Below are 13,548 nucleotides of genomic sequence, written 5' to 3'. Positions count from 1 at the left end.
TTCATTCCTACTTTTGTTTATTTGACTAAAAATAATTTTTTATTGTTTTTAGATAAAAAATTATCTATACTCAAAACATGAGCAATAAAAATTTACTTCCCTATTTTTCTGTGGCTGAATTGATTGCGAGGACTTTCCCTGATGCCGAAGTCGTCCTGCACGATCTTTCGTTGCCTCAACATTCCGTCATTTATGTCGCCAACGGTACAGTCACCGGGCGCAAAGTCGGCCAAACCTTTCATCATTTGATCGAAAAAGCGGTTTTCGCGGGCAACCCCGAGGACGGTGTCGTTGATAACTACACATTCGAAAAAGACGGCCGTCAGATTCGATCCTCTTCGCTTTTAATCCGAAACGAACAAAAAAAGCTGATCGGTGCCTTATGCATCAACATTGATACAACGCAAGCGTCTGCACTGCTCAATTTAGCTCAAGGACTGTTAACGGGACGGAGAGCCGATACAAACTCAGGCAGTAAAGCACTTCCCGATAGCTTGGGGCAGAGTTGTCCCGTTACTGTTGAAAAAAGCAATGAAGAAAGCGTCCGACAGTTTGTCAACAATATGGTCGATTCGATGATTCGCGAACTTGAGCTCGAAGGCAAACACACCAAAGAAGACCGCCTGGAGTTGATTCGGTTTATGGACGAAAGGGGAGTGTTCCTCGTTAAAGGATCAATGGAATACGTGGCCGGTAAATTAGGGTTATCAAAAGTAACGTTATACGGCTATTTGGACAAAATTCACGGTAAACGCTGAAAAGGATGGCAAGATGAACTACATATGCACCTGTTGTGGCAAACGTACGCCGACGACCACCAAAGAACCCCGCTGCGAGTGCGGCGGTTTATTTGAACTAGACTACACACCACCAAAGTGGGATGAATCATTAATTGATAAAAGTGAGTGGAGTCAATTCCGTTATCGCCGCTTTATGGCTTTGGAAGATGATGCATGGAAGTCAGTGACAATGGGCGAAGGGATGACGCCGATTATTCGCTTTGACGATGACGTCATGCTCAAGATGGACTATTACATGCCGACTTTATCCTTTAAGGATCGGGGAGCGGCTACTTTGGTTTCGCATATGAAATCCATCGGTATCACCGACTGTGTGCAAGATTCAAGCGGCAACGCCGGTAATGCTGTTGCAGCCTATGCGGCCCGCGCAGGAATCGGCTGTGAGATTTTTGTTAAAGAAGGAACAAGTCCCTCGAAAATCCGAATGATCAAATCGCACGGGGCTAAAGTTACCGAGGTCCCCGGTAGCCGAGATCACTGTGCTGATGTCTGTCGAGCTAAAGTTCGTGATGAGCATGTTTTCTATGCCAACCACGTTTTCAATCCCTTCTTCTACGAAGGGATGAAGGCTTACATTTACGAAACGTTTGAGCAGCTTGGACGAATTCCTGCCAATATCGTTGTTCCGGTTGGAAACGGAACCCTCTACATCGGTGTCGTTAAGGCACTCGAACACTTGTTGGCTTCGGGCGTTATCGATAAATTCCCGCAAATCATCGCGCTTCAGAGCGAAAAATGTGATCCGCTCTTTAGAGCCGTTGAAATGAAAGCTGAAGAGCCTATCGAAGTTGAAGTCGTCGACACGATGGCAGAAGGTATCGCTATTGGTAAACCTTCTCGTGGACACGAGCTTTTAGAAATGGCTTATAAACACAACATCCGCTTTGTGACCGCACCTGAAGATAAAATTCTTGAGGCTCGTGCCAAATTGGCCTCCCGTGGTATTTACTGTGAACACACGACAGCGGCCAATTACGCGGCTTATTTGCATTACTGTGAACAGTACGGACCGACCCCTGATACGCTTATCACCATGTGTGGAGCGGGGATTAAATCGGACCACTAAAGACTGGTTATTGCACATTTTTGCTTTGCTAAAATAAGGCGAATTGCTTAAATGTGCATCCAAAAGCCCGTGTTGCTCTTTTCCCCTTATTTTTGAGTGAACACGGGCAGTAGTCTGTTTTTTCTAATGGATTAGGTTTTGTACAGACTGAAACCAAAGAACGTATAAGGAGGGGGTGTATTGCCTGAGTACAGGTTCTATACCAACTGACTATGAATCCGTTGATTTTCGGCGTATGGGACGGACGCTTTTACGATAACCGATCCACTTTTTCACCGGTGGCACCCGATGATCTGCCCCTGGAACAGTTCTCGCAGTTTAATCCCGGCAACCCCATCATGACCTTTGTTTGTGATCGAGGTTTCCTCGTGATGGATCGACGGGCCAATTTAGCTTTTTCGCTTTGGCGCTACTATCAGAGAGCAGTTCGCGAAACTTGCGGTAAATGCACGCCTTGCCGAGTGGGTGTCCTGGTTATTGCTGAAGCGCTTGAAAAAGCCGTAAAAGGTCATGCCTCGGAAGTCGACTGGGATTACGTCAAGTCCGTGGCGACTCAGATGAAAGAAACAAGTCTCTGCGGTATTGGTCAAACAACACCGGTAGCTTTGTTAGGCGCACTTGAATTTTGTCCTGAAGAATTGCTTCAAGCTCAAGCCGTGGCTGAAAACGTTTATGACTACTACACCGTCATGAGCGCCCCTTGTGTTGAAGCTTGTCCCGCTCACGTTGATGTTCCGCGCTACATTGATTACATCAAAGCCGGTGAACCGGAAATGAGTTCTGCGGTTCTACTTCGCCATTATCCGTTGGTTGGCAGCTGTGGCCGAGTCTGTGTCCGTTATTGTGAAAAAGCCTGTCGCCGTCAGTATCTGGACAGCCCGGTTGATATTAAAAACTTAAAGCGCTACGCGGCTGACGCCACCGGTCCTATGGAAAATCTCTTTCATCAGGCCCGCCGCGAAACCAATCCCATGAGCCCGAAAGTGGCTGTGATCGGTGCGGGTCCCGCCGGCATCAATTGTGCATACCACCTTTTACTGCAAGGCTATAAGGTTGATATCTTTGAAGCCAACAGTCATGCGGGCGGCATGGCTCAGGTGGGTATTCCGCAATACCGCTTGCCAAAAGGGCTGCTTGAGAGCGAAACCGATGTGATTGAAGAGTTGGGAGGACGTTATTTCTACCATCAGCGCCTGGGTTATGACTTCTCCATCGCCGATCTCTTTAAGCGCGGCTATAACGCCATTTTCCTTGGAGTCGGCTGCTCAAAAGGCATGTACCTTGGTCTCGACAACGAAGATACGAGCTTAACGGGTTACTTTAACGGTATTGATTTCCTGCAAAAAGTCGAGCGGGCGGTGACCGGCAATAAACCGTTCAAGTTAACCGGTGATGTGGTCGTGGTGGGCGGCGGTAACGTCGCCATGGACTGTGCCCGCTCCGCTGCTCGTCTTACCGATGGCAAAGTTCACGTCGTTTACCGTCGCACGGAAGAGGGAATGCCCGCAGACCACGAAGAAGTGGTTGCCGCTAAAGAAGAGGGGATTGTTTTTCACTTCCTGTCGGTTCAGAAAGAAATTTTGAACGAGGATGGAAAAGTCACCGGCCTAAAGATCGCCAAGATGCGTGAAGAGAAGGTTCCGGGTTCTAAGCGAGGTAAACTCATCGAAATTGAGGGTACCGACACAGTTTTGCCGTGTACCAATCTGATTGCTGCCATTGGTCAGCGCCTTGACCAAGAAGTTTTGTGCGATGACGACGGCATTATGTTTGATAAGCGTGGCAATATCTCCGTTTCAGAAGCTCTGGCTACGACTCGTCCGGGTGTTTTCGCGGGCGGAGACGCCGCAACAGGTCCCACGACTTTGATTGACGGTCTGGCCCAAGGGCAAATCGCCGCTCAATCGATTAACGAATACTTGACCCGAGGCTCGGTCGGATTTGTCGCCCGTCGTCGTATGGGTGAACTGATCAAGAAGGGAGATCTGATGAAAGAAAAGGATCCTCGGATTGATTTGTGTAAAGCCCCTCGTCATAAACTCTCGACTTTAAGTGCTCAAGAGCGCAAAGGCAATTTTGAAGAAGTGGATCTTCCGATGACAGAAAATGAAGCCATCGAAGAAGCCAATCGCTGTATGCGTTGCTACCGTATTTATGGTGTGGTGACGCAGTTGCCGATTCCGGGTAACGTCACTCATATTCAAAACCAAGCGGTTTAAGGAGTCAGATATGGAAAATTTTGCTTGGTTTAACGGACAAAAAGTCGCTTTCACAGATGGTCAAACCATTTTGCAAGTGGCTAAGCAAGCCGATATTTTTATCCCGACACTTTGTGCGTTTATGCCTTTAAACCATACGCCCGGTACGTGCCGTATGTGTTTGGTTGAAGTCTTTGATGAAGGCGATGAAGTCGGCCGCGTAGTGACAGCCTGCACAACACCGATCAAACAAGGACAAAGAATTTTTACGCGCAATGAACGTGTGCGCAAGATGCAGCAGCTGCAAATGCAGCTTCTCTTCGCAGACCACGATCAAGACTGTAAGAGTTGCTCAAGACACGGCAACTGCGAACTTCAGGACGTGGCCCTGTTTATCGGCATGCCCAATACGCCGAATCACTCAAACTATATAGCCAAACGCCCCTATGATGACTCGTCCATGGGCATCATCCGTGATGTCAATAAGTGCATCCGTTGCGGTCGCTGTGTTGAGGTGTGCCGGCAAGTGCAAGGAATCGGCGCCTTAACCATTGACAATTTCGGAACGATGGCGGGTGTGGCGATGACGGGGGCCAAACGCTGGGCTGACTCCACCAAGTGCGTCCAGTGCGGTCAATGTACGCTTGTTTGTCCGACAGGTGCCTTAAGTGAAAAAGATGAAACGGACCGTGTGCTGAATATGATCGATGATCCTGAAACGGTGACGATCGTTCAAATGGCACCGGCTGTTCGCGTGACGTTAGGCGAAGAATTTGGTCTGCCGCCCGGAGAAAACGTCGAAGAACTTATTGTCTACGGTCTAAAGCATATCGGTATTGACTATGTCATGGATACCAACTTTGCCGCCGACGTTGTCATCATGGAAGAGGGGACGGAGTTGCTTCAACGCCTTAAGGCCAGAAAAGCTAATAAGGATGTTGCACTGCCGATGTTTACGTCCTGCTGCCCGGGTTGGATCAACTACGTTGAAAAACACGCTCCGATGATTATGGAGTATTTGTCGACTACGCGTTCTCCTCAGGCTGTTTTCGGTGCGCTCGCCAAAGCCCTGTTGCCGCAGCGGCTCAATATTGCCCGTGAAAAGCTACGCGTCATTTCCATCATGCCGTGTACTGCAAAGAAAGGCGAAGCACAACGTCCGACTTTGGCCCGCGAAGAAGGTCTTGATGTGGATGCTGTTTTAACGGTTCGAGAATTGGCAAAGCTTTTGCGTCGTTGCGGGATGCATTTAAAGAATTGCAAACCCATGAAGCACGATCAAAACCTCTTTACCGAATACTCCGGTGCAGGGGCTATTTTCGGTACAACCGGCGGGGTAATGGAAGCGGCGGTCAGAACTGTTTATGCGTTGACGCATAACGGCGAAACTTTAAATCCGATTGTCTTTGAACCGGCTCGTGGGTTAGATGGTGTAAAAGAGGCCGAAGTGGATCTGGGAGAGTTGGGCACGGTCAGGATCGCTATTGTTCATGGACTAGCCAGAACACAAGCGTTGCTCGATAAGATGAGCGCGGGTGAAGTTGTATATGACTTTGTTGAAGTGATGGCTTGCCCCGGTGGCTGTATCGCAGGCGGCGGCACCCCTCGCAAAAAGAATAACTATCAACTCAATACGCTTGAGCGCCAAAAGGGAATTTACCGCATTGACGATAAGGCAAGTGTGCGTGAATCGCACAAGAACCCCGAAATCGCTGCGCTATATCGTGAATCGTTAGGAGAACCGGGCTCTCATCTGGCCCATGAACTCTTACACTGCGAATATCGCTCAAAGAAGAGTGAAAAGAGCGTTTCGGATATTCGTAAACTCTGGCAAGTGTTAAGTTCTCGTTATACGGAACCGACTAAAAAGCGTTAAAATCACCTCCGAGTCTCAGGGCGGGGTGAAATTCCCCACCGGTGGTTACAGTCCACGAGCGCGGGACGGGTTTAAAACATCCGTCCCGGTCAGCAGAATCGGTGCAATTCCGATACCGACGGTTAAAGTCCGGAAGAAAGAGCAATAGCTTTCCTCACAGAGGGTATGAAGTCTTCATATCCTCTTTCTCCCTGATGCGAATTTTGAATTTCTTCTCAATGAAAGGATACTTTTATGCATCAGTCTGAAAACCTTCTGGCGCAATATGGCGTTGACAGCTACACGCGCGTTAAGCGTGCGATTGCTGATCTGCGAGCCGGGCGCGGAGTCATGGTTGTCGATGACGAAAACCGTGAAAATGAAGGGGATTTGATTTTATCCACCGATTTTCTGACCGTTGAGCAAATGGCTCTGATGATTCGAGCCTGTTCGGGGATTGTTTGTGTTTGCTTGCGTGATGAGGACTGCAAGCGCCTGGAACTTCCCCAGATGGTTGAAAATAACACCAATACCCAGGGAACTGCTTTCTGCGTTTCCATTGAAGCTGCGCATGGCTGTACGACAGGCGTCAGCGCCAAGGATCGCGTCACCACGATTAAAGCGGCCGCTAATCCCAATGGGAAACCCGAGGATCTCTTGCGCCCGGGTCACGTTTATCCGCTTCGTGCTCGTCCCAACGGCGTGCTTGAGCGCCGTGGTCACACGGAAGCAACGGTTGATCTCATGCGCATTGCCGGACTTAATCCGGCCGGCGTTCTTTGCGAATTGATGAATCCTGATGGAACAATGGCGAAGTTGCCCCAAGTTTGTGAGTTTGCCAATTTGCACGGCTTGTGTGTGATCACCGTTGAAGATTTGGTTCGATACAGGCAAGCTTTTAACTGCTAATCGGTTCAAGTGGGTCGTCTTTAAAAGTCCGGGCGTTTGTTCCCGGACTTTTTTGTTTCGCAATCTAAGCGATAGTGCTCATAGCTACAGGTTAATGACTATTCCCATTTCTCAAATGTTACGGGATAATGAGGCGGTAAATTTTTATGGAGTAAAAAAATATGAAACGTCGATCCCTCATTTCGTTGTGCCTTTGTGCGATTGCAGCCGGCGGTTTGTTGACGGCATGCTCCGATAAAGCAGTAGAAAATGGAGTTTTGAAAGTCGGTGCTTCCCCGGTGCCGCACGCCGATATTTTAAAAGCCGCCCAGCCGATGCTGGCTAAAGAGGGCGTAAAGCTTGAAATCATTGAATTTACCGACTATGTTCAGCCCAATATGGCTCTGGCTGATAAAGAATTAGACGCCAATTTCTTCCAACACAAACCCTACTTAGATAATTTCGCCAAGGAAAGAAAACTTCAACTTGAGTCCTTAGTGGCCGTTCACATTGAGCCGATGGGCGTTTACTCCAAGAAAGTGAAGGATATCAAGGAAGTGGCTGACGCTGCTAAAGTGGCCATTCCGAATGACCCGACGAACGGTGGCCGCGCTTTGAAGATTTTGGCTGATGCCGGCTTCTTCACCTTGAAAGAAGGTGTTGGCGTTAACGGAACGCCCGCTGACATCGTTGATAATCCGAAGAAGATTCAAATTGTAGAAATGGAAGCTGCGGTGCTGCCGCGCGCATTAGACGATGTCGATTTTGCTGTTATCAATTCCAACTATGCTTTGGGCGTCAACCTCAATCCGATGAAGGACGCTCTTTTTATGGAAAGCAAGGATTCTCCCTACGCCAACATTGTGGCCATTCGTAGTGGTGACAAACGCGAAGACTTGCAAAAGCTTGCCAAGGCTTTGACCTCTCCTGAAATGCGTAAGTTCATTGAAGAGAAATATCAAGGTGCAGTCGTTCCAGCCTTCTAATTTAGGGAACGATAAATACAGAAAATCCGGCGCAAAGCCGGATTTTCTGCTTCTAGTGGGTTAAAAACTCACGTGATCGGGTTCTAATCCCGAAAAGCCCATTAGCGGCATATTATCCAAAGCTGCAATATCTTCAGCCGTTAAATCAAAGTCAAAGCTGTTGAGATTTTCTCTTTGATGCTCTGCCGTTAACGCCCTTGTAACCGGAATCACATCATGATGACGGCACCAACGAAGAATCAACTGGGCCACAGATCGGTCATAGTGGCTTGCCACCTCTTTAATGATCGGTTCATCCAGGAGTGTCCCGTGTCCCAGGGGGGACCAGGCTTGCACGGCAATACCGTTTTTCTTACAAAAAGCTACGGCTGATTTTTGCGTGTAGCCCGGATGAAATTCCAGCTGGTTGACAGCCGGTTTGACATTGGCTCTGGCTAAAAAACTCACTAAGTGGTGCATCTGAAAGTTTGATAACCCGATTGTTTTAACCAGCCCCTCTTCATAGAGTTTTTCAAAAGCACGCCATGTACCGATATTGACGCTTTGCCATGCGAGCGGATCACCCTTGGTAAAGGGCCAATGGATCAAATAGCAGTCAAGATAATCAAGCTTTAGGTTTCTGAGAGACTCTTCAAAGGCTCTCATCACAGAGTCGTAAGTGCGATTGGCTGCCCAACACTTTGAAGAGATGAAAAACTCTGACCGTTTTACACCGCTCCTTTTTAACGCTTCTCCCACGGAAGGCTCATTTTCATAAATAGCGGCCGTGTCAATATAGCGATAGCCCAATTGGATCGCACTTAAAATGGAGTCGACCAAGGCTTCGGAATCGGGGATTTGCCAGGTTCCAAGCCCAATGGAAGGAATTTTCACTCCATTATTAAGTTTAACCTTATCAAGTTTTGTCCTCATCTTATCCCCCGAATAGCTAACAATTTGATTTTAGTGGCGTTTGAAAAAATGCTTTTGCCTAAAGCTAAATGCAGAGGAATCTGACTCGAAAAAATGCCAAAGTATTGGATTTTGTCAAATTAATCTAGAATAAAGAGGTTGCAAAATTCAGAACTGTCATGACTCAAGACTTCGATTTCTTTCTGTTATTGTCCGCTTTGACACTTATTTTGGTCATTTGGTTGATGATACGTGCTGTGAAAGGCTCGACCAAAGAAAATAAGTCACCATCTTCTACAGTTAAAGAAGTTCCACAGAATAGCAATCGTCGAGTTGAACGCTTTACTGCAAGAACAAAAGAGTCCTCTAAGGCAGACATTGAAGAAAAGCAAAAGCAGCCGCCCAAAATTGCGACGCTTTATTTCACAACCCAAGATGATCAGCCGTTTGCAGTCATTCGATTAAGTACGATCGGCGCTCAAGTTTGGGGAAATGAATCCATTAAGCTCTCAATCTCCCTTACTCGTTTTATTGATCGGTTCCTTCCGAGAGATGAAGGAGAGTCTTTATTAATTCATCTCGTCTCGCCATTACCTTCTGATACGGCTTTGTACGCTCAAGCCTATGGCGAAGACGGGGAGTGTGTCGCAAAATCCCATCCGGTCGGTCTTACGCCAAATGACTTTCCTCACTATAAAAATATTGATAGTCATTCATTAAAGGATTGGATACGTCAAACACTCGTCACGACTTATCACACTATCTTTTTTACTCTTTCTGCGTCTGAAATGGCCTTTTTGTTGCGCGCTGAAAAAACTAAAAAGATTGATTATTCAGGACTAGAAGTTTCTAATTCCTTTAGTCAAGCCTTAGGCTTACTTTTTCTTTTACGCATTCACAATGAATCGGATAACCTGGTTCGTTCGAGCCTGCTAAATCAATATTTAGGCTTCATTGAATTGAGTCATTTTTCGTACTCAGCGCAGCTTGAGTCCTTAGAGCACCTCGTCATTTCACAAATATTTGTCCAAACGCAAAAGTTGCCGTTTTTGCTTATTCAGACCCCTAAAGATTGTGGCAAATGTTATAAGGCCCTGAATTATTAGGATAAATCAAAGAATTACCCCCGTCTTTACAAAATTTCATACGTATAAATCCTAAAGTTGTTAGGGTTTCTACCTACTTTCGAATTTTACAATTTGATACTACATTGAAACCAAGAGATTGAAACCCCAAACGTTTCGGCTCGTTTAATACCGTGTGCAGAGTTGTGTTTCTGCGTTGTTACGGCGCTCAAAAACGACCGCTCGCGATAATAAATATAAATTTGGAAAGGAGAATGCAATGGCAAAATCTAAATCCGGTTCAATGGGTTTGGCAATGCAAATGCTCATTGGTCTTGTCCTAGGTGTGATCGTCGGTATGTTCTTGGACTCTCAGTTCGCCACTACCTACGTGAAACCCTTCGGCGACTTATTCATCCGCTTGATCCGTATGGTCGTTGTACCGTTGGTGTTCGCAACCTTGGTTGCCGGTGCCGCCGGTATTTCTGACGTGAGCAAACTGGGCCGCGTGGCTATCAAGACGTTGTTGATCTTCATGATCACGTCTGCGATTTCCGTGATTTTCGGTTTGATTATCGCCAACATCATCGACCCGGGCATCGGTCTTACGCTTTCAACCGAAGGCTTGAAGGCTGCTCAAGTGAAGGCTCCGAGCTTTGTTCAAACCTTACTTGACATCGTCCCGATTAACCCGATGGAAGCTTTCGCTAAGGGCTCCATCCTTCAGATCATCTTCTTTGCCATCATGTTCGGCTTCTGCTTGAACTTCATGGGTAAGAAAGGTCAAGCCGTTTATGAATTCTTCGACGTTGTCGGCAACGTGATGATTCATATGACGCAAGTTGTCATGCGTTACGCCCCGATCGGTGTGTTCGCTTTGATGGCTGTTGTCGTTTCTCAACACGGTTTGGCAGTTTTGCTCCCGTTGGGCAAGTTGATTCTGTCGTCCTTCATCGCTACGGCTTTGTTGATCATCGTGATCTACATCCCGATCGTGATCTTCATCATTCGTATTCCGGTCGGCCAATACTTCAAGGGCATCTTTGAACCGTGGTTGATCGCTTTCACGACCTGCTCGTCTGCCGCCGCTATGGCCGCCAACTTGGTTGCCGCTCGTCGCTTGGGTGCTACGAACTCGATTGCTTCCTTCGCAGTTCCGTTAGGCAACACCATTAACATGAACGGTACGGCAGTTTACATGGGCGTGTGCGCAGTGTTTGCAGCTCAAATCTATAACCTCCCGTTGTCTCTCGGTGACCAAGTTATCGTCGTTATCACGGGTGTGTTGGCTGCTGTTGGTACGGCTGGTGTGCCGGGCGCTGGTTTGATCATGTCGACCTTGGTCTTCACGCAAATCGGTATCCCGCTCGAAGTGATCGCTTTGATCGCCGGCGTCGACCGTATCCTTGACATGATCCGTACGTCTATCAACGTCGTTGGTGACTCCACCACCGCTTTGATGGTCTCCCGTATGGAAGGTGAATTAGGTTCCGAACCCTTCGAAGAAGAAGAGGAAACTAAATAACACCAATAGGTTGGTGACTACTGTAACGGCGAGGTGAATTCCTCGCCGTTTTTCTTCTTAATAAATATTTCCTCTCTTCTTAATTAATTCCATCTATTCCTTCCAGCTCGTACTTGAAAGAAAGTTACATATTTTTTACAATCGCGCTCGCTGTTGTTAAACAGTGAGAATTATTATCAATTGGAAAGGATCATCAAGATGGAATTTCTTGAATTTCTCCTTCTTTTTGTGGCTGTGATGCTCATCATCATGAAGCCGGAAAAGGAAAAACTCGCCTGGTGGCTGACAGTTGGCAGCTGGTTTGTGGTTGTCTTCATGTATGTCGGTCACGTCTCGACCGCCATTCTCGGTTCCCTTAACCTCTAATCGAACGAAAGGAATTTACGATCATGTCTATTTATGACCACACTCGTCCGATTAATGACGGTGACATCAAAAAAGCGAAGACTTTCTACGATATCGTTTGCTGGGGCGGTCTTTTGATCGTGTTGCTCCCGGTCGGTATCGCCAACATTATCTTAGGTTATATGATGGGCGACAGTCCCTGCACTTTGTGCTGGGGTCAGCGCCAACAAATGGCCTATATCGGTGTCGTCGCGCTCTTTATGGTGCGCTATGGCTTCAAGCCCAAATACCTCGCCACGATGCTCGTGATGGCCGCCTGCGGTTTATATTCGAGCTTCCGTCACTTGGGCAATCACGCCATGCGTGACGTTGGCCAAGGATTCGGTTTGGATGTCTTTGGCATTCACACTCAAATGTGGGCCGAAATTGTTTTCTGGTGCGTGGTGATGCTTTTTGGCCTGGCTTGCTTCCTGGCTCCTCGCGTTGACGCGCTCTTGGCTGAAATGAAGGGTAAGCCCTGGCGTCCTCTCACAAAGTTCTACAAGATCGCCTTCGGTGTCGTCGCCTTCATTGTAGCCTCCAACACCTTCCAAGCTCTTTGGTCCACCGGCGTTCCTCCCAACTGGGGTCAAGGTGATCCGGTTCGCTTCTCCTTTAATCCCAAGTATGTCACGTGGTCTGACGCCAGCTGGCACGGCATGTGGGCAGGGATTAATTTCTTAGGCCGCCGCGACGTCAAGGATCCTGATTTCGCCTACGCGCCGAACGCTGAAAAACTTGGCATCAAGTTTGACAACAATTCCGCCAATAGTCCCGTTGTCTTGAACGGTCAGTTAAAGACAGTGCAAACACGAGCCATCAATGGCATTGATAAACCCATTAACATGATCAGTGAAGTGCGCGGTCAATATTTCGTCGCCTCCAAGTACGATTTCTGGGTTTTGGATGACTCTTTGAATCCGGTTGTGAGCGCCGCGATTGACCCCTGGTTCTCCGCCAACGTTTTGGATATCGTCGGTATCACTCCGTATCAGGAAGACGCATTCGTCATCATGGGTATGAACAAGTCTCTTTTGCGCGCTCGTTTGAATCCCAAGGCTGATGATGTGAAGGGTTGGGCGAATTTCACGGCAGGCCGTACGCAAGTTGAAGCCGTGGGTGGCTTGGGCCGCGCCCGCATCGACACGGAACGCGCGAAGTACTCTTACATCCATTCAACCGCCACCGACGGTCGCTATGTCTTCACAGCTTCTTTGCCTGACAACAAGAATAAGAAAACCTTTGTGATTTCAAAGGCTTTGATGGCTGACTGGATGCTTTCCGCTGAATTCGTGCCCACGGCCGATCTGAAAGACGGCCGTACTTTGGGTGAACTCTATGTCACCGGCATGGTTTATGAAGACGGTAAGCTTTACGCTGTCTCGAAGAACTTCAACACGTTGATCGTGATTGACGTTGCCACTGAAGAAGTGACGGCCGCTTATGGCTTACCCTCTAACTTGACCGATATCCGCGGTCTCGTGAAGAAGGGCAACCAATTTGAAGTCGTTGATCACAATAAGATCGTGACACTCACGCTTCAATAGTTTGATCTGATTATTGATTGAGCAGAGCAGGGGATCGGTTTCGGTCTCCTGCCTTTTTATTTCTTGATTTCAAATAGTTATTTTCAAAGAAGGGGGCACACAACGAAGGTGAAAAAACTAAAGACGTCAAAATTAACAGTACATCGTATAGTGAATGTGGTCGTCTGTTTTTTTAGGCAGTGGAGCTTAGTTTTTAATAACTTTTCTGATCAACAGACCGACTGCTTCACCGAATACCGCGATGACTGCGCCGACAAAAATCATAAGGAATTCCGGACTATTCATAGTATCGTGCCAAGGAAACTTGCGATTTCAATCGCGAGAGGAATTGGCACTCGCCCCGC

General features: G+C 47.6%; 11 protein-coding genes and 1 riboswitch. Of the genes, 10 read left to right on the top strand and 1 reads right to left on the bottom strand.

The window, feature by feature from the left end:
- The first annotated feature begins 77 nt into the window (after positions 1-77).
- The 6 genes from NW199_RS00260 (at position 78) to NW199_RS00235 (ending at position 7,793) form a co-directional block, all read left to right on the top strand.
- Complete coding sequence (locus tag NW199_RS00260) at positions 78-758, top strand: helix-turn-helix transcriptional regulator (RefSeq protein ID WP_249092313.1); 681 nt, start codon at positions 78-80, stop codon at positions 756-758.
- Positions 759-771: 13 nt separating this feature from the next.
- Positions 772-1,866, top strand: coding sequence for a threonine synthase (locus NW199_RS00255; protein ID WP_258333232.1), 1,095 nt, complete (start codon positions 772-774; stop codon positions 1,864-1,866).
- A 212-nt stretch (positions 1,867-2,078) separates the two neighbouring features.
- Complete coding sequence (locus NW199_RS00250; RefSeq protein WP_249092315.1) at positions 2,079-4,085, top strand: FAD-dependent oxidoreductase; 2,007 nt, start codon at positions 2,079-2,081, stop codon at positions 4,083-4,085.
- Positions 4,086-4,095: 10 nt separating this feature from the next.
- Positions 4,096-5,940, top strand: coding sequence for a [FeFe] hydrogenase, group A (locus tag NW199_RS00245; RefSeq protein ID WP_258333231.1), 1,845 nt, complete (start codon positions 4,096-4,098; stop codon positions 5,938-5,940).
- Positions 5,941-5,947: 7 nt separating this feature from the next.
- Positions 5,948-6,090, top strand: a riboswitch (FMN riboswitch).
- 84 nt (positions 6,091-6,174) lie between these two features.
- The gene (ribB, locus tag NW199_RS00240; protein ID WP_022472716.1) at positions 6,175-6,828 is read left to right on the top strand and encodes a 3,4-dihydroxy-2-butanone-4-phosphate synthase; all 654 of its coding nucleotides are present in this window, start codon (positions 6,175-6,177) and stop codon (positions 6,826-6,828) included.
- 161 nt (positions 6,829-6,989) lie between these two features.
- Positions 6,990-7,793 carry a MetQ/NlpA family ABC transporter substrate-binding protein gene (locus NW199_RS00235; RefSeq protein WP_258333230.1) on the top strand — a complete coding sequence of 268 codons (804 nt, stop codon included), beginning with the start codon at positions 6,990-6,992 and terminating at the stop codon, positions 7,791-7,793.
- Between the two features lie 60 nt (positions 7,794-7,853).
- On the opposite strand, the gene NW199_RS00230 is transcribed toward NW199_RS00235, so the two are convergent.
- Complete coding sequence (locus NW199_RS00230) at positions 7,854-8,705, bottom strand: aldo/keto reductase (RefSeq protein WP_249092319.1); 852 nt, start codon at positions 8,703-8,705, stop codon at positions 7,854-7,856.
- A gap of 158 nt (positions 8,706-8,863) precedes the next feature.
- Here NW199_RS00230 and NW199_RS00225 point away from each other — a divergent pair, with 158 nt between their 5' ends.
- The 4 genes from NW199_RS00225 to dsbI all read left to right on the top strand — a co-directional run bounded on the left by NW199_RS00225 (position 8,864) and on the right by dsbI (position 13,204).
- Positions 8,864-9,790 carry a hypothetical protein gene (locus tag NW199_RS00225; RefSeq protein WP_249092320.1) on the top strand — a complete coding sequence of 309 codons (927 nt, stop codon included), beginning with the start codon at positions 8,864-8,866 and terminating at the stop codon, positions 9,788-9,790.
- 238 nt (positions 9,791-10,028) lie between these two features.
- A complete protein-coding gene (locus NW199_RS00220; RefSeq protein ID WP_249092321.1) occupies positions 10,029-11,273 on the top strand; it encodes a dicarboxylate/amino acid:cation symporter in 1,245 nt (414 codons plus the stop codon).
- Positions 11,274-11,471: 198 nt separating this feature from the next.
- Positions 11,472-11,639, top strand: coding sequence for a disulfide bond formation protein Dba (gene dba, locus NW199_RS00215; RefSeq protein WP_022472703.1), 168 nt, complete (start codon positions 11,472-11,474; stop codon positions 11,637-11,639).
- A 23-nt stretch (positions 11,640-11,662) separates the two neighbouring features.
- Entirely contained in the window at positions 11,663-13,204 is a 1,542-nt protein-coding gene (gene dsbI, locus NW199_RS00210; protein WP_249092322.1) for a disulfide bond formation protein DsbI, read from the top strand.
- The last annotated feature ends 344 nt before the right edge of the window (positions 13,205-13,548 follow it).

It is taken from the genome of Parasutterella secunda (assembly GCF_024733725.1).
Lineage (GTDB): Bacteria > Pseudomonadota > Gammaproteobacteria > Burkholderiales > Burkholderiaceae_F > Aphodousia > Aphodousia faecalis.
This window is presented reverse-complemented; position numbering and strand designations above follow the sequence as displayed.

Bases quoted from the DNA above. Each gene is read 5' to 3' on its own strand.
- dsbI (WP_249092322.1), top strand. From the start codon at position 11,663: ATGTCTATTTATGACCACACTCGTCCGATTAATGACGGTGACATCAAA.
- NW199_RS00255 (WP_258333232.1), top strand. From the start codon at position 772: ATGAACTACATATGCACCTGTTGTGGCAAACGTACGCCGACGACCACC.
- NW199_RS00230 (WP_249092319.1), bottom strand. From the start codon at position 8,705: ATGAGGACAAAACTTGATAAGGTTAAACTTAATAATGGAGTGAAAATT.
- NW199_RS00245 (WP_258333231.1), top strand. From the start codon at position 4,096: ATGGAAAATTTTGCTTGGTTTAACGGACAAAAAGTCGCTTTCACAGAT.
- dba (WP_022472703.1), top strand. From the start codon at position 11,472: ATGGAATTTCTTGAATTTCTCCTTCTTTTTGTGGCTGTGATGCTCATC.
- NW199_RS00250 (WP_249092315.1), top strand. From the start codon at position 2,079: ATGAATCCGTTGATTTTCGGCGTATGGGACGGACGCTTTTACGATAAC.
- NW199_RS00220 (WP_249092321.1), top strand. From the start codon at position 10,029: ATGGCAAAATCTAAATCCGGTTCAATGGGTTTGGCAATGCAAATGCTC.
- ribB (WP_022472716.1), top strand. From the start codon at position 6,175: ATGCATCAGTCTGAAAACCTTCTGGCGCAATATGGCGTTGACAGCTAC.
- NW199_RS00225 (WP_249092320.1), top strand. From the start codon at position 8,864: ATGACTCAAGACTTCGATTTCTTTCTGTTATTGTCCGCTTTGACACTT.
- NW199_RS00235 (WP_258333230.1), top strand. From the start codon at position 6,990: ATGAAACGTCGATCCCTCATTTCGTTGTGCCTTTGTGCGATTGCAGCC.
- NW199_RS00260 (WP_249092313.1), top strand. From the start codon at position 78: ATGAGCAATAAAAATTTACTTCCCTATTTTTCTGTGGCTGAATTGATT.